Raw genomic sequence first — 16455 nt, forward strand, 5'->3', positions numbered from 1 at the left:
GTCAGAACAAACCCCGCCTGTGTAACAGCAGTGCGGGGTTTGTTGCTTTTCCCTTCCTGCTTTTCGTCGCCCCCAAAATCCCTCGCCCTCCAGCCAACCCGCAGGCTTGAGAGGTCGTGCCCTGGATGAACTATCTTTAACCCTGCCAGGCCGCTGCAAGTGCCTGAGGCCGGAGTAACATTGGATACGTTTTCCTAAGGGACTTTCACTTGGCCACACCTTCCCCTCACCTCGCGCTGCATGCCCGGGGCAATCCATGACTTCGCACAACCCCGAACCCCCGGTGCCGCTTGCCTCGGCGCTACCCGGTGCCGTGCAACGCCTGCCCTTGCTCGAACGCTTGAGCCGCTACCGCCAGCCCATTGGGCTGGTGGTGACCCTGGTGTTGTTCACCATGGGCTTGATCGCCTGTCGCCACCTGCTGAGCGAGCTGGACATCTACGCCCTGCATGATGCCATGCTCAGCGTACCGGCCCAGTCGCTACTCGGTGCCTTGCTGGCAACCGTGCTCGGTTTCGTGATCCTGCTGGGTTACGAGTGGTCGGCCAGCCGCTATGCCGGTGTGAAACTGCCGACGCGCAGCTTGGTGCTGGGCGGTTTCAGCGCCTTTGCCATCGGCAACGCCATCGGCCTGTCGATGCTTTCGGGCGGCTCGGTGCGCTACCGCCTGTATGCACGCCAAGGGGTCGGTGCAGGTGAAGTTGCACGGATGACCGTTTTTGCCAGCCTGTCACTGGGCTGCGCGCTGCCGCCTCTGGCCGCCTTGGCGACCTTGAGCGACCTGTCGGCAGCCTCGGCCGCACTGGGTTTGGCGCCTGGCTTGCTGGCGGGTATCGCCACAGCAGTGCTGCTGGCGTGCAGCGTGCTGGTGTTCGGCTTGTACCGCCGGCGCCTGGCTGAACAACCACTGGCCAATAACCTGCTGGTACAACTGGGCCGCCGCACACTGCGCCTGCCGGGTGCACGCCTGGCAGCCCTGCAATTGCTGATCACCGCACTGGATGTCGCCGCTGCCGCCACGGTGCTGTACCTGCTGCTGCCCGAAGCACCGCCATTCGGTGCCTTTGTCCTGGTGTACCTGCTGGCCTTGGCTGCAGGTGTGCTCAGCCATGTACCGGGCGGCGTCGGGGTGTTCGAAGCGATCCTGCTGGCGGCTTTTGCCGACCAGCTCGGCGCGGCGCCGTTGGCAGCGGCCCTGTTGCTGTATCGGCTGATCTACGTGGTGCTACCACTGCTGCTGGCCTGCGTGTTGCTGCTGGCCAACGAAGCCCGGCGCCTGCTGTTCGCGCAACAGGCTATCAAGGCCGCTTCCGGGCTGGCCGCGCCGATCCTGTCGATTCTGGTATTTCTGTCCGGGGTGGTGCTGCTGTTCTCCGGGGCCACGCCCGAGATAGACACACGCCTGGAGCACATGGGCTTTCTGGTGCCGCACCGTCTGATCGATGCCTCGCACTTCGGTGCCAGCCTGATCGGCGTGCTGTGCCTGCTGCTGGCCCAGGGCCTGCGCCGGCGCCTGTCCGCCGCCTGGCTGCTGACCACTGTACTGTTGCTGGTCGGCGCCTTGCTGTCGCTGCTCAAGGGCTTCGATTGGGAAGAAGCCTGCCTGCTGACCCTCACAGCTACCCTGCTCGCGCTGTTCCGGCGTTCCTTCTACCGCCCCAGCCGCTTGCTCGAGTTGCCGTTCTCGCCGGTGTTTCTGGTGGCCAGCGCCTGTGTGGTCGGCGCATCGATATGGCTGTTGCTGTTCGCCTACCAGGATGTGCCCTACAGCCATCAGCTGTGGTGGCAGTTCACCCTCGATGCCGACGCCCCGCGTGGCCTGCGCGCCGCCATGGGCAGCGCCTTGCTGCTGGCGGCCGTGGCCCTGACCTGGCTATTGCGCACGGCACCGCCGGTGATCCACCTGCCCGACGAAGAGGAGCTGCGGCGTGCCAACCGCATTCTGCTGGCCTCCGACCAGCCCGATGGCGGCCTGGCCCTGACCGGCGACAAGGCGCTGCTGTTCCACCCTCGCGACAACGCCTTCCTCATGTACGCCCGTCGCGGCCGCAGCCTGGTGGCCCTGTACGACCCGATCGGCCCGGCCCAGGAGCGCGCCGAGATGATCTGGCAGTTCCGTGACCTGTGCGATCTGCACCATGCCCGCCCGGTGTTCTACCAGGTGCGCGCCGAGAACCTGCCGTTCTACATGGACATCGGCCTGACCGCGCTGAAGCTGGGCGAAGAAGCCCGGGTCGACCTGCGCCGCTTCGACCTCGAAGCCAAGGGCAAGGAGATGAAGGACCTGCGCTACACCTGGAACCGTGGTGGCCGTGACGGTTTGAGCCTGGAAATCCACGAACCCGGCCATGCCCCGCTGGCAGAGCTGAAGGAAATTTCCGATGCCTGGCTCGGCGGCAAGAACGTGCGCGAGAAAGGCTTCTCGCTGGGGCGCTTCAGCCCTGAATACCTGCAGCACTTCCGTATTGCCCTGATCCGCTTCCAGGGCCGCCCGGTGGCTTTCGCCAACCTGCTGGAAACCCATGGCAACGAACTGGCCAGCCTCGACCTGATGCGTGCGCACCCCGAGGCCCCGAAGCTGACCATGGAATTCATGATGATCGGCCTGATCCTGCACTACAAAAGCCATGACTACGCCCGCTTCAGCCTGGGCATGGTGCCGCTGTCCGGCCTGCAGCCGCGACGGGGCGCGCCCTTGACCCAACGCCTGGGCTCGATGGTGTTCCGCCGTGGCGAGCAGCTGTACAACTTCCAGGGGCTTCGTCGCTTCAAGGACAAATTCCAACCGGACTGGGAACCCCGCTACATGGCCGTGCCGGCCGGGCTCGACCCGCTGGTGGCACTGGCCGACACCGCCGCCCTGATCGCAGGCGGCCTGACTGGATTGGTGAAACGTTGATGACCCGACGCTTTTGGCTGTACCTGCTGGTTCCCCTGCTGTTGGCCACCCTGGGAGGTGCGCTGGCATTCTGGTTGTGGACGCGCCCGGCTCCCGAGGCACGCCTGGAACAACTGAGCATCAATGACACCCGCATCACCCGCGTGACCCCAGGCGTGCACCCTAAGGCCCGGGTAGCCATCGGTGTACCCCAGGACCAGGCGCTGACCGACAGGCAGCTGCTGGACCTTGCCCAGGCCGGCGAAGCGCAGCTGGTGCAGGTGATCCTGCCGCCCAACGATTGCGGCAAGCAGCAACAGGCCCTGGACCAAGCCCTGGGCCAGCTGTCGGAGAAACCGACCCTGGTCGCTGGTATCGGCCCTGGCGCCGCCCAGGCCTGGCGCTGGCTGGCCAGCCAGAACAACGACAAGGCGCGGGCGATTTCCGTGGACTTCAGCCTGGAACAACCCGGCTGCCAGGCCCCACTGCCGAAGTCGGCCGCCCACGGCCACTGGAACGTCGCCTGGAACGACAACCCGGATGACGCCAGCGCCGCCTTCGTGCGCGACCAGGCCAATGCCGAGACCAGCATCAGCGACTACGACATCCACCTGCCACAAGTGCTCAAGGCCCAGCTGACCCAGGCCCTGGTCGGCCACGACGGCAACGCCCTGGCTATCCCGGTGGTCGAAGTGCCAGCCGGGCAGACCACCGACACGGTTACCCTGTTCCTTTCCGGTGATGGTGGCTGGCGTGACCTGGACCGCGATGTGGCCGGGGAAATGGCCAAGCTGGGCTACCCGGTGGTGGGCATCGACACGCTGCGCTACTACTGGCAGCACAAGACCCCGGAGCAAAGCGCCGCCGACCTGTCCGAACTGATGCAGCACTACCGTCAGAAGTGGGGCACCAAGCGCTTCGTGCTGACCGGCTATTCGTTCGGTGCCGACGTGCTGCCGGCGATCTACAACCGCCTGCCGGCCGAGGACCAGCAACGGATCGACGCGGTGATGCTACTGGCCTTTGCCCGCAGCGGCAGCTTCGAGATCGAAGTCGAGGGCTGGCTGGGCAAGGAAGGCCAGGAAGCGCCAACCGGGCCGGAAATGGCCAGACTGCCGGCGTCCAAGGTGGTGTGCGTGTATGGTGTGGAAGAGGCCGATGAGAGCGGTTGCACCGACAAGACTGCGGTGGGTGAACGCCTCAAGCTGCCGGGTGGGCACCACTTCGACGAAAACTACCCGGCACTGGCCAAGCGCTTGATTGGCGAGATCGAGACGCGCCAGGGCAAGTCCAGCGTGGCTGAGCAGAACTGATAGGACCTTGCGGCCCATTCGCGGGTAAACCCGCTCTCATCGAACTGCACATAACTCATTGAATTAGCGGGGCCCCTGTGGGAGCGGTTTGCTTGCAATTTCAGTTATCTACGCGCCAGCGCAGCCCAAAAGGCTGAGCCATCTCCCACAGGTCCAGCGCAAGCCTTGAAAGCTATGCGGCCCATGTGGGAGCGGGCATGCCCGCGAACACCGGCGAAGCCGGTGCCCTACACCGAGTTGCCGGCTTCGCGGGCACGCCCGCTCCCACTTGGGGCGAGTTGAGCCTCAGATCTCGACCTGGGTCCCCAGCTCGATCACCCGGTTCAGTGGCAGGTTGAAGAAGCGCAAGTTGCCGTTGGCATTCTTCAGCAGGAACGCAAACAGGTTGCCCCGCCAGCGCGACATCCCCTCCAGCCGTGAGGCGATCACGGTCTCGCGGCTGAGGAAGTAGGTGGTGCGCATCGGGCTGAAGTCCAGGTCTTCCAGGTGGCACAGCTTCAACGCCGCCGGTACGTCCGGTTCGTCCATGAAGCCGAAGTGCAGCAACACGCGGAAGAACCCGTCGCCATAGGCCTCCACTTCAAAACGCTCATGCTCCGGCACCCGCGGTCGGTCCTCACTGACCACCGTCAACAGCACCACCTGGCTGTGCAGCACCTGGTTATGCAGCATGTTGTGCAACAGCGCATGGGGCACCGCATCGGAGCGCGCCGTAAGGAACACCGCCGTGCCTTCGACCCGGTGCGGCGGCTGAATGCGTATGCTGCTGATGAACAGCTGCAGCGGCAGCGCGCCTTCGTCGATACGCTCCATCAGGATCTGCTTGCCGCGCTTCCAGGTGCTCATCAACAGGTACAGCACGCCACCAGCCAGCACCGGGAACGCACCACCCTGGATGATCTTCGGTACGTTGGCGGCGAAGAACAGCCCATCCACCAACAGAAAACCCATCAGGATCGGCACCGCCAGCACCGGTGGCCACTTCCATAGCAGCAGCATCACCGCCGAAACCAGGATGGTGGTCATCAGCATGGTACCGGTCACAGCCACGCCGTAAGCCGCCGCCAGGGCACCGGATGACTCGAAACCGAGCACCAGCAGTACCACGCCGACCATCAGCGTCCAGTTAATCGCGCCGATGTAGATCTGCCCCTGTTCATCGCTGGAGGTGTGCTGGATCTGCATGCGTGGGATGTAGCCCAGCTGGATGGCCTGGCGGGTCAGGGAGAACGCCCCCGAGATCACCGCCTGCGAAGCGATCACCGTGGCCATGGTAGCCAGGCCGACCATCGGCAACAGTGCCCAACCCGGCGCCAGCAGGTAGAACGGGTTACGTGCCGCATCCGGGTCCTGCAGCAGCAACGCGCCCTGACCAAAGTAATTGAGCACCAGCGCCGGCAGCACCAGGGCGAACCAGGCCCGGGCGATCGGCTTGCGGCCAAAGTGGCCCATGTCGGCGTACAGCGCCTCGGCACCGGTCAGCGCCAGCACCACCGCGCCGAGGACAGCCACGCCGATGCCGGGGTGGACCACGAAGAAGTTCACTGCCCAGACCGGGTTGAACGCCTTGAGCACTTCCGGGCTCTGCGAGATGCCATGCACCCCCAGCGCGCCCAGCGCCACGAACCAGGTGACCATGATCGGGCCGAACAGCTTGCCGATCTTCTCGGTGCCGTGCTTCTGCACCAGGAACAGCGCCACCAGTATCACCAGCGAAATCGGTACCACCCAGTGATCGATACCATCGAACGCCAGCCCCATGCCTTCCACCGCCGACAGCACAGACACCGCCGGCGTGATCATACTGTCGCCATAGAACAGCGAAGCGCCGATCAACCCGCACACCACCATCAACGTGCGCAACCTCGGGTAGGCCGCCGTGGCCCGCCGCGCCAGCGCGGTCAACGCCATGGTACCGCCCTCGCCCTGGTTGTCGGCGCGCAGGATGAACATCACGTACTTGAACGACACCACCCACAGCAGCGACCACAGGATCAGCGACAGGATCCCCAGCACGCCGTCATGGTTGACCGGTACCCCGTACCCGCCGCTGAAGACTTCCTTGAGGGTATACAACGGGCTGGTACCGATATCGCCATAAACTACCCCGACCGCCGCCACGAGCAGGCTCATCGACCGCATCGCCCCCTGCTTCCCCTCGTGCCCGCCCTCGGCGTGACTGCTTGCCTGAACCATCGACCACTCCCGCAGACGGCCTTGCAAGGCCAGTAGAATTCCCCATGCGCCAGGTGATACGGATACCCCCGACGCAATGGCGCGAAGCATAGCGCAGCGTTCGTCGTATTTCTGCTGGTCAAGCGATCCTGCGCTCGCTAGAATTGCGCACTTTTTGATCAGAGGCGCCAAAAGCGCCCGTCAAGATCGCCCGCGATTCCGGTCGGGCGACCTGCATTCAATACCGAGGTTAGTCATGTCCACCACGCCCGCCACCCCCAAGGTAGGTTTCGTAAGCCTGGGTTGCCCAAAAGCCCTGGTCGATTCCGAGCGCATCCTGACCCAGCTGCGCATGGAAGGCTATGAAGTCGTGCCCACCTACGAGGACGCCGACGTGGTGGTGGTCAACACCTGCGGCTTCATCGACAGCGCCAAGGCCGAGTCGCTGGAAGTGATCGGCGAAGCGATCAAGGAAAACGGCAAGGTCATCGTCACCGGCTGCATGGGTGTCGAGGAAGGCAGCATCCGTGACGTGCACCCGAGCGTGCTGTCGGTTACCGGCCCGCAGCAGTACGAGCAGGTGGTCAGCGCCGTGCACGAAGTCGTGCCGCCACGCCAGGATCACAACCCGCTGATCGACCTGGTTCCACCTCAGGGCGTCAAGCTGACCCCTCGCCACTATGCGTACCTGAAGATTTCCGAAGGCTGCAACCACAGCTGCAGCTTCTGCATCATCCCGTCGATGCGCGGCAAGCTGGTCAGCCGCCCGGTCGGCGAAGTGCTGAGCGAGGCAGAGCGCCTGGTCAAGGCCGGGGTCAAGGAGATCCTGGTGATTTCCCAGGACACCAGCGCCTACGGCGTCGACGTCAAGTACAAGACCGACTTCTGGAACGGCCGCCCGGTCAAGACCCGCATGCTCGAACTGTGCGAAGCCCTGAGCAGCCTGGGCGCCTGGGTCCGCCTGCACTACGTGTACCCGTACCCGAACGTCGACGACGTGATCCCGCTGATGGCCGCCGGCAAGATCCTGCCGTACCTGGACATCCCGTTCCAGCACGCCAGCCCGAAGGTGCTCAAGGCCATGAAGCGCCCGGCCTTCGAAGACCGCACCCTGGCGCGTATCAAGAACTGGCGCGAGCAGTGCCCGGAGCTGGTGATTCGCTCCACCTTCATCGTCGGCTTCCCGGGCGAGACCGAGGAAGACTTCCAGTACCTGCTGGACTGGCTGACCGAAGCCCAGCTGGACCGCGTTGGCTGCTTCCAGTACTCGCCGGTGGAGGGCGCCCCGGCCAACGACCTGGGCCTGGAAGAAGTACCGGACGACGTCAAGCAGGAGCGCTGGGACCGCTTCATGGCCCACCAGCAGGCCATCAGCGCCGCCCGCCTGCAACTGCGCATCGGCAAGGAAATCGACGTGCTGATCGATGAAGTGGAAGAGCAAGGCTCGGTTGGCCGCAGCTTCTTCGATGCCCCGGAGATCGACGGCAGCGTGTTCATCGATGGCGACCACGGCTTCAAGCCGGGTGACAAGGTACGTTGCCGCGTAGTGGATGCCGACGAATACGACATGTGGGCTGAACCCATCTGACGCAGCCGGAGCCTGAAAAGCCCCTGCCCCGGTATTCCCCGCAAGGAACTGCCGGTGCAGGGGCTTTTTCGTCAGAACGCATGAAATAGCATCAGGCCACCCTCTGCATCCGGGCTGGCATCCGAGAAGCCCTTGACTGCGTAGAGTTGCACTTTCCACTGCTGGTTGAGCTTGTGGGTCAGGAACAGGGTAAGTTCCTTGATCTGTGCGCCCGTCGAGACGACTTTCTGCCGCCAGTCGTAGGAGGCACCCGCCGAAGTGCCTGCGGCCACCGGCATGGCGAAGCCGAGACTGGCAAATACCGGGTCGTCGAAATCGCTGTCGGGCGGGTCGCCGAACTTCTTCCAGCCCAGGGTCGCAAAGCCGGTCACCGGGCCAAAGGCCTTGGCGATGTCGACCTGGCCGGTGTAGTCGTATTCACCGGTGCCCAGACACTGGTCTTCATCGGCAGTGGGGAATTTGACCTTGCCGATCAGGTCCAGCATCAGGCCGCCGTCACTGCCATCGAGCAGGGCATAACCGGCGCTGGCAACCGTATCTCCCAGCCCGCTTTCCACATCCCGGCAGCCACCGGGCAAGGGGTCGCCATTCGGGCCCACTTCAGGGTCGGTGATGCGCAGCCAGGGCACGGTGACCTTGTAGGTCATGGGGCCGGTTTCATACTTGCCGACCACGGGGACGTACCAGATTTCCGAGGTGGTACCCGTGCCATAGTCGCCACTTGAATAGTCCATGCCGATGGCGGCGCTGAAGGTATCGCCCAGGACCGAGGCGCTGGTGCATGACAGCAAGCAGGCGAAAAGAGGGAGCGTGGGTCTCATCTGCACCTCGGTATTCCGGCGGGAAGTGTGATCGCACTTACCCAGCCTAGTTGCCTAATGCCCGGACCGCTCTGGATGCTCCACTTTTTCGATTTTCTCTACCGTCTCGGGCCTTTCGACCTTTTCGACCTTTTCGACCTTTTCGACCTTTTCGACTTTCTCGACCTTCTCTACTCTTTCGACCTTCTCGACTTTTTCTACCTTCTCGACTTTCTCAGGCTTTTCGATTTTCTCGACTTTTTCGGGCTTCTCCACCTTCTCGACTTTTTCTACCTTTTCAACCTTCTCTACTTTTTCCACCCGTTCAAGCTCGACCTTCTCTACCCGACCAGAGCTCCCACTATTGCTGCTCTCGGGCTGCTCCACGGTGTCGACATGTTCCGACTTCCCGGACTTGTCCAGGCTTTCAGTACTGTCACGACCGCTGGAATCGTCAACGCCGCCGTGCCCGCTGTGATCATCACTGCTTTCAATGCGAACGCTGGTCGCATCGCGCCCGCCATGCCCGCTATTGCTGGCGCCTTCAGATTCACCAGTGCCGTGCTCGCTGCCCCGCCCCGAATGCCCTCTGTCCGGGTTGTCGGCACGGTCGTCATGGAACTCCACGCGGGTTGCCCGCAGCTCGTGCTTGCCACTGAACACCCCGCTCACCCGCACACGTTGATCGAGCGCCAATGCCGCGGGCTGCTTGCCAACGATCACGGTGCCCTGCCCCAGCGTCACCTTGATGCCGGCGACCACCAACTGCTGTGCGTGGCTGCGCTGTACCAGCCCCTCGATCACCGCCGTCTGCACACGGCCAGCAAAAGGCAGGCTCGGGTCTGGGCGGGTTTGCGCCACTTCCAACTGACGCCCGGTCCACTGCCCACGCACCAGCACTTCCCGCGCGGGTGCCACGCGGGTTCCCAGCTTCAGCCCCTGGAGGCTACCAGTACGATCAACCGCACCGATGGCACTGGCTTCCCTGAGCCCCGGCGCCCGTTCGATACGACTGGCTACCACTTCGCCCCTGGCATCGCGCAGGCCACTGACCCTGACCGGCTCGCCCGGGCGCAGCCCTTCAGCCACCCGCGCGCCTGCAGCAAGCCGCACAGGTTGGCCCATGACCCGCAGAGGGGCCGAAGCATTCGGCAGTGCCGTCAGCGGCCCTTCGTAAACGTTGAGGATCGAGATGCGCCCTGCTTGCAGGCCGCGTTTGCTGGCAAATGCCTCCACCGCAACAACCTGGCCGATTGCCAGGTGAGCGCTACTGGCAGGCGCACCGTTTTCACTCACCGGTACGTCTTTGCCAAAGTGCACTTCCAGGCCATTGACGCAGATCGAAGCGAACCCGGTGATGGTGCCGACGATGCCCGTGCCACCGGTGCCGCCCGGGCGCAGGATCGGCGCGCCGGTACCGCCGACACCGCCGTGATCGATAAAGGTGCCGTCCACACCGTCGGCCACCGCACCGGTCCCGCCTGTGCCGCCGGGACGCTGCTGCAGCGGCGCACCGGTGCCACCCACACCACCGTTTTCACTGCGTACCCCAGTACCACCGACACCGCCCGTTCTGGCCCCGGTACCACCAATACCACCCGGAAACTGCAAGCCCGCTGCCCCCGCCATACCCACTTCGTCACGGCTGACACACACCGGTGCTGCGGCCACCTCGGCAGGCGCCATCAGGTTCAGCCCGAAACCCAGGGCCAGTGTGACGACACTGAGGCAGCGCGCGAGGAAAGTCATGGGTCTGGTGTCTTCGACAGATCGGGGTCGGTGGTTTCAGTGTAGAAATAAAGCCCGACAGTGATGCGCTGACGCTGCTCGGCGCTGGGTACATCGGCATCTTCCAGGTCTGATGCAAGCCGGCTGAAGGCAAGCAGCGTCTGCATGCCTTCCTTGTCCACCGCTTCGCGCAGATGGTCGACGCTGGCCGGGCTCAAAGCGTCGTAGTGCACACTGCGTTCAAAGAACGGCTGCCCTTCACCTGTCAGGTTGTGCACTGCTGCGCAGGCATGGTCATGCAGGTTGTGGCCGAAGTACGCAGCCTTTTCATCAAAGCCCTTCTGCGGCACGAATGCCTGGGCTTCCAGGTGGACACAGTCCTGCTCGTCGAGCCGGACGATGCCCAGGCGCAACCACTCATCCAGCACCACCCGCCCGCGAATGTCGGTACTGATCTTCGCCACCAGGGCATCGAAAGAGCAATCGCCGCCGACACTCGCCAGGCGCGGTAACGGCAGCGCCTGGCCAGGCTCCGAGCAGAACGGTTTGCCAGTGGTCCACATATTGACCAACTGTGCGCCTAACGTGATGTTTTCCGGCAGCGCAGCGAGCGACGTGCCACCCTCGCTGCGCAAACGCCGTACATCCTTGCGATGCACGCCTGTAAGCAGGCTGACACGGCTGTCGGTCGGCACCGTGCCATCCAGGCGAAACTCGCGATGGGCCACATCGACGAACACTTCCTTGAGCAAGTCGGCGAACATCGTATAGGTGACCCCTTTGCGCAGCATCAGGCGCACCAGAGGGCGCATGACACGCCGCAGTGCGCTTAACATCGAAGGGGGGATGGTAGGCGATTGCATTGAGCGCGTTCCTTGACAGATGAACCCAGTATACGACGCGGGAAAACATCCCACACCAACTGTGACCCTATCCCGGACGAGATGAGGGATGGTCTTCAGCGCTCATTGCATTCGCGTTGAGTGGGGCTGCCGTGCATCCGAACCTGGCCTCATGCAGGCCCGCCCCGAGGGCGCTGCATGAAACCGTTCAGAGCCAGTCAGCTCCGGCTGTTGTCATCACCCGGTTCGCCTGCGGCATGCTCACCGCGGTCATCACCCGGTTCGCCACCCAGATGGTCGCCACGATCATCACCAGGTTCACCACCAACGTGATTGCCGCGGTCATCGCCAGGCTCACCGCCAACATGATTGCCATGATCGTCCCCGGGCTCACCGCCAACGTGATTGCCATGATCGTCACCGGGTTCACCGCCAACGTGATTGCCGTGATCGTCCCCAGGCTCACCGCCAACGTGATTGCCATGATCATCACCCGCTTCAGCGTGGTTACCGCTGCGCCCAGAGTTTGAGGGACCGTCATGGCCGCGACCACTGTTGCCGGCATGGCCATCGCCGTGGCCGCCGTGGCCGCCGCCTTCACCACCATGGCCGCCACCACCATGACCACCACCGCCGCCACCGTGACCACCGCCACCGCCGCCGCCGCCGCCACCATGGCCGCCACCGCCGCCACCGTGACCACCACCGCCGCCACCATGGCCGCCACCGCCACCACCGTGACCACCACCGCCGCCACCATGGCCGCCACCGCCACCACCGTGACCACCGCCGCCACCACCATGGCCGCCACCGCCGCCGCCATCCTTGGCGTAGGCACTGGAACCATTGGATATCGAGTCAGGGATCAGAACGATGGAAGTCGACAGCACGCCAGCAACGGCAGCCGCCAATAGCGCCTTTTTGAACAGCATATGGATGTGCATGTTTCGTCTCCAGGTCGTCGCCATGAGAAACGCCAAATCAAGCCGGAAATTCTGTGTTCAGTTTTTTGCTTCTTGCTGCGTGGGATTTTTTCCCACGTAAAAGTAATAGACCTCTACACCCCGAGGTTCAAGCACCGCACGGAAAAGCCGACCGGTGGTTGGCCTGCTATGTTTGCCTTATCGTCACGGAGGAACACCGGCATGCATTCGGTACTGACGTTGCAAACCCCGCGCTTGAGTGACTACGGCGAACTGGTACAGGTGTGGGAGGACTCGGTACGCGCCACCCACGACTTCCTGCCCGATGGCTACATCGTCTTGCTGCGCGAACAGGTACTGCGTCGCTACCTCGACGCGGTGATGCTGATCTGCTGCAAGGACCGCCAACGCATCTGCGGCTTCGCCGGGGTCGCCAACGGGCGCGTGGACATGCTGTTCGTCGCACCTGCCTACCGGGGCAAAGGGGTTGGCAAGCGCCTGCTGCACTATGCGATCGACGAGCTGAATGCCGAGCGCCTGGACGTCAACGAACAGAACCCGCAAGCCTTGGGCTTCTACCTGCATGAAGGCTTCGAGGTGATCGGCCGTTCGGAAACCGACGGCCTGGGGCAGCCCTATCCCTTGCTGCACATGCGCCTGCGCAAAACGGCGTAAATGACACAGATTCCCAGCCCCTCTGCCGCGCGGGCAGGTACAATGCAGGTCTTTCCCTGCCTTTGCGAATTGCCGTCATGTCCGAACCCGTCCGCCTGTCCAAACGCCTTATCGAGCAGCTTGGCTGCTCCCGTCGGGAGGCCGAGCTGTATATCGAAGGCGGCTGGGTCACGGTCGATGGCGTGGTGGTCGAGCAACCGCAGTTCAAGGTCGGGCAGCAGCGCGTCGAACTGCTGCCGGGTGCTCGTGCCGAAACGCTGGAACCGGTAACCCTGCTGCTGAACCAGCCAGCCAACGTGGACAGCGAAATCGCCCGCGCCAGCATGAACATGGGCAGCCTCAGCGAGGCCCATCGCGAGGGTGTACGCGCCCTGCACGGGCATTTTGCCCGGCAGGCCTGCGTGGCACCGCTGGAGCGCGGCGCCAGCGGCCTGCAGGTCTTCACCCAGGACTGGCGGGTAACCCGCAAGATCGACGCCGACCTGCGCCGCCTGGAACAGGAATTCATCGTTGAAGTGCGCGGCGAGACCACGCCCCAGGCGCTGGAACGCCTGGCACGCGGTGCCACCCGCAATGACCGCGAGCTGCCCAGGACCAAGGCCAGCTGGCAGAACGAGACCCACCTGCGCATGGTCCTGAAAAACCCGCAGCCAGGGCAGATTGCCGAGCTGTGCGCCTATCTGCGCCTGGAGCTGGTAGGCATGCGCCGCATTCGCCTGGGTGGCGTGTCGATGGGCAAGCTGCCCTTGGGCCAGTGGCGCTACCTGGCCACTACCGAACGTTTCTAAGCAATACGCCGCGCGACAGGTGCGGCACCTGAACAGGATTCTGCAACAATGAACCACAACGACGTCCTGCGCAGCCTGCGCTACATGCTCAAGGTGAATGACGCCAAGATGGCCGAAATCATCGGGCTATCCGGCCTCGACGTGCATCCCCTGGTGCTGGCCACCTACCTGAAGAAGGAAGACGAGGAAGGGTTCGTGCGTTGCCCGGAACGGGTCATGGCGCACTTTCTCGACGGCCTGGTGATCCACCGCCGCGGCAAGGATGACAGCCGCCCGCCGCAGCCGATCGAGCTGCCGGTGACCAACAACCTCATCCTCAAGAAACTGCGGGTGGCCTTCGAGCTCAAGGAAGACGACCTGCATGCGATCCTCAAGTCGGTCAACTTCCCGGTCAGCAAGCCCGAACTCAGCGCGCTGTTCCGCAAGGCCGGCCACGACAACTACCGCCCGTGCGGCGACCAGTTGCTGCGCAACTTCCTCAAGGGCCTGACCCTGCGCGTGCGCGGCTGAGTGGCCATGCAGCATACGGTTACCCCGGTCGGCATCATCCGCTCCTGTTTCAAGGAGAAGTTCGCCATCCCGCGCCAGCCACAACTGGCGCCCGCTGCACGCGGTGTGCTCGAACTGCTGCCACCGTTCGACCAGGGTGATGCGGTCGAGGGTCTGGAGCAGGTCAGCCATGTCTGGCTGCTGTTCCTGTTCCACCAGGCGCTGGAAGACAAACCCCGCCTGAAGGTGCGGCCACCGCGCCTGGGCGGCAACAAGAGCATGGGCGTGTTCGCCACCCGCGCCACTCACCGGCCCAATGGTATCGGCCAGTCGGTGGTGCGTCTGGAAGGCGTGGAGCCAGGGCGCCTGCTGCTGTCCGGGATCGACCTGCTCGATGGCACGCCAGTGCTGGACATCAAACCGTATGTGCCGTACGCCGACAGCATCGCTGGCGCCAGCAACCAGATGGCCAGCGAAGCACCTGCCGCGATCGCCGTGCAGTGGGGCGACAACGCCCTGCCCCAGGCCCGTGAACATGCACTGCGCCTGGGTGAACCGTTGGTGGAACTGATCGAGCAATGCCTGGCACAGGACCCCCGACCGGCCTACCAGGTGCCACCGGCAGAGCGGGTGTATGGGGTGAAGTTCTGGGATGTGCAGGTAAGGTGGCATTACCCGCAGCCGGAGGTGATCCGGGTGTTGGAGGTGGTGCTGGCCTGAAGGGCGTGTGCAGACCTTGTGGGAGCGGCCTTGTGTCGCGAAAGGGCTGCGCAGCAGCCCCGGCAATCTTGCAGGATGGCTGATATCCTGGGGCCGCTGCGCGCCCCCTTCGCGATACAAGGCCGCTCCCACAAGGAACCGCGCACCGCACAGACATGAAAAAGGCGACCCTGAGGTCGCCTTTTTCTTTTCACCAACCCGCGATCAGCGAGCCGGGCCTTCAGCCACGCCCAGGTCGTCGGTCGGACGGGTGTCGACCAGCGGCGCACCACCGGAGGCCAGCTCCGATGCCAGCTTGTCGTTGTCCATTTCCTTCACCCACTTGGCCACGACCACAGTGGCAACGGCGTTGCCTACCAGGTTGGTCAGGGCACGGGCTTCAGACATGAAGCGGTCGATGCCGAGGATCAGCGCCAGGCCGGCAACCGGCAAGTGGCCTACGGCCGACAGGGTGGCAGCCAGGACGATGAAGCCCGAGCCGGTAACGCCGGCAGCACCTTTGGAAGCCACCAGCAGCACCAGCAGCAGGGTGATCTGGTGAGTGATGTCCATGGTGGTGTCGGTGGCCTGGGCGATGAACACTGCAGCCATGGTCAGGTAGATCGAGGTGCCGTCGAGGTTGAACGAGTAACCGGTCGGGATGACCAGGCCAACCACCGACTTCTTCGCACCCAGACGCTCCATCTTGGCCAGCATGCGTGGCAGGGCCGATTCCGAGGAGGAAGTGCCCAGCACGATCAGCAGTTCTTCACGGATGTAGCGGATCAGCTTGAGGACACTGAAACCGTGGGCGCGGCAGATACCGCCCAGCACCACCAGCACGAACAGCAGGCAGGTGATGTAGAAGCAGGCCATCAGGTAGCCCAGTTGCACCAGCGAGCCAACGCCGTACTGGCCGATGGTGAAGGCCATTGCACCAAAGGCACCGACTGGGGCGAGCTTCATGATCATGTTGATGATGTTGAACATGACGTGGGCGAAGCGGTCGATCATGTCCAGCACCGGCTTGCCGTAGCTGCCCAGGCGGTGCAGGGCGAAGCCGAACAGCACGGAGAACATCAGCACTTGCAGGATGTCGCCGTTGGCGAAGGCGCCGACCACGGTGTTGGGAATGACGTTGAGCAGGAAGCCGACGGTGGTCTGCTGCGCGCCGGCGGCGGCGTAGGCAGCCACGCTGCTGGCGTTCAGGGTGCTGACGTCAATGTGCATGCCAGCGCCCGGCTTGACCACGTTGACGACGACGAGGCCGATGATCAGGGCGATGGTGGAGACGATTTCAAAGTACAGCAGCGCGTAGCCACCGGTCTTGCCGACCGACTTCATGCTCTGCATGCCGGCGATGCCGCTGACCACGGTGCAGAAGATGATCGGGGCGATGACCATCTTGATCAGTTTGACGAAGCCGTCTCCCAAGGGTTTGAGAGCGACGCCCGTCTCCGGGTAGTAGTGGCCGAGCAGGATACCGATGGTGATGGCGACCAACACCTGGACATACAGGGATTTGTAAAGCGGCTGACGTGTCGTCATGGCTGATTT

13 protein-coding genes are annotated in these 16455 nt (G+C 63.8%); 7 read left to right on the forward strand and 6 right to left on the reverse strand.

Annotated features, from left to right (window positions below; translation table 11 throughout):
• Window positions 1-256 precede the first annotated feature (256 nt).
• Window positions 257-2899, forward strand: coding sequence for a bifunctional lysylphosphatidylglycerol flippase/synthetase MprF (gene mprF / locus MKK04_RS20355; protein WP_207830726.1), 2643 nt, complete (start codon window positions 257-259; stop codon window positions 2897-2899).
• Complete coding sequence (locus MKK04_RS20360; RefSeq protein ID WP_241105925.1) at window positions 2899-4191, forward strand: virulence factor family protein; 1293 nt, start codon at window positions 2899-2901, stop codon at window positions 4189-4191. The genes mprF and MKK04_RS20360 overlap by 1 nt, the downstream gene beginning before the upstream one ends.
• A gap of 285 nt (window positions 4192-4476) precedes the next feature.
• On the opposite strand, the gene MKK04_RS20365 is transcribed toward MKK04_RS20360, so the two are convergent.
• The gene (locus MKK04_RS20365; protein WP_207830722.1) at window positions 4477-6387 is read right to left on the reverse strand and encodes a potassium transporter Kup; all 1911 of its coding nucleotides are present in this window, start codon (window positions 6385-6387) and stop codon (window positions 4477-4479) included.
• 235 nt (window positions 6388-6622) lie between these two features.
• Between MKK04_RS20365 and rimO the strand changes: the two genes are divergently transcribed.
• Window positions 6623-7954: a 30S ribosomal protein S12 methylthiotransferase RimO gene (gene rimO, locus MKK04_RS20370; protein WP_063913033.1), complete on the forward strand. Its 1332-nt coding sequence runs from the start codon at window positions 6623-6625 to the stop codon at window positions 7952-7954.
• Between the two features lie 71 nt (window positions 7955-8025).
• On the opposite strand, the gene MKK04_RS20375 is transcribed toward rimO, so the two are convergent.
• The 4 genes from MKK04_RS20375 to MKK04_RS20390 all read right to left on the reverse strand — a co-directional run bounded on the left by MKK04_RS20375 (window position 8026) and on the right by MKK04_RS20390 (window position 12256).
• Entirely contained in the window at window positions 8026-8775 is a 750-nt protein-coding gene (locus MKK04_RS20375; protein WP_241105926.1) for a hypothetical protein, read from the reverse strand.
• 54 nt (window positions 8776-8829) lie between these two features.
• Complete coding sequence (locus MKK04_RS20380) at window positions 8830-10503, reverse strand: DUF5666 domain-containing protein (RefSeq protein ID WP_241105927.1); 1674 nt, start codon at window positions 10501-10503, stop codon at window positions 8830-8832.
• Window positions 10500-11345, reverse strand: coding sequence for a DUF6502 family protein (locus MKK04_RS20385; protein WP_207830714.1), 846 nt, complete (start codon window positions 11343-11345; stop codon window positions 10500-10502). Before MKK04_RS20385 ends, MKK04_RS20380 begins: the two co-directional genes overlap by 4 nt.
• Window positions 11346-11542: 197 nt before the next feature.
• A complete protein-coding gene (locus MKK04_RS20390; RefSeq protein WP_442964573.1) occupies window positions 11543-12256 on the reverse strand; it encodes a hypothetical protein in 714 nt (237 codons plus the stop codon).
• 213 nt (window positions 12257-12469) lie between these two features.
• On the opposite strand from MKK04_RS20390, the gene MKK04_RS20400 reads away from it, so the two are divergent.
• The 4 genes from MKK04_RS20400 (at window position 12470) to tsaA (ending at window position 14919) form a co-directional block, all read left to right on the forward strand.
• Window positions 12470-12922 carry a GNAT family N-acetyltransferase gene (locus MKK04_RS20400; protein ID WP_063913038.1) on the forward strand — a complete coding sequence of 151 codons (453 nt, stop codon included), beginning with the start codon at window positions 12470-12472 and terminating at the stop codon, window positions 12920-12922.
• A gap of 77 nt (window positions 12923-12999) precedes the next feature.
• Window positions 13000-13710 (forward strand): rRNA pseudouridine synthase, encoded by a 711-nt coding sequence (locus MKK04_RS20405; RefSeq protein WP_207830709.1) that lies wholly within the window; start codon window positions 13000-13002, stop codon window positions 13708-13710.
• A gap of 48 nt (window positions 13711-13758) precedes the next feature.
• The gene (locus tag MKK04_RS20410) at window positions 13759-14220 is read left to right on the forward strand and encodes a DUF1456 family protein (protein ID WP_013973832.1); all 462 of its coding nucleotides are present in this window, start codon (window positions 13759-13761) and stop codon (window positions 14218-14220) included.
• 6 nt (window positions 14221-14226) lie between these two features.
• Window positions 14227-14919, forward strand: a complete 693-nt coding sequence (gene tsaA, locus MKK04_RS20415; RefSeq protein WP_063913040.1) for a tRNA (N6-threonylcarbamoyladenosine(37)-N6)-methyltransferase TrmO — start codon at window positions 14227-14229, stop codon at window positions 14917-14919.
• 204 nt (window positions 14920-15123) lie between these two features.
• On the opposite strand, the gene MKK04_RS20420 is transcribed toward tsaA, so the two are convergent.
• The gene (locus MKK04_RS20420; RefSeq protein WP_025340279.1) at window positions 15124-16446 is read right to left on the reverse strand and encodes a dicarboxylate/amino acid:cation symporter; all 1323 of its coding nucleotides are present in this window, start codon (window positions 16444-16446) and stop codon (window positions 15124-15126) included.
• Between the last annotated feature and the right edge of the window lie 9 nt (window positions 16447-16455).

It is taken from the genome of Pseudomonas sp. LS.1a (assembly GCF_022533585.1).
GTDB lineage: Bacteria > Pseudomonadota > Gammaproteobacteria > Pseudomonadales > Pseudomonadaceae > Aquipseudomonas.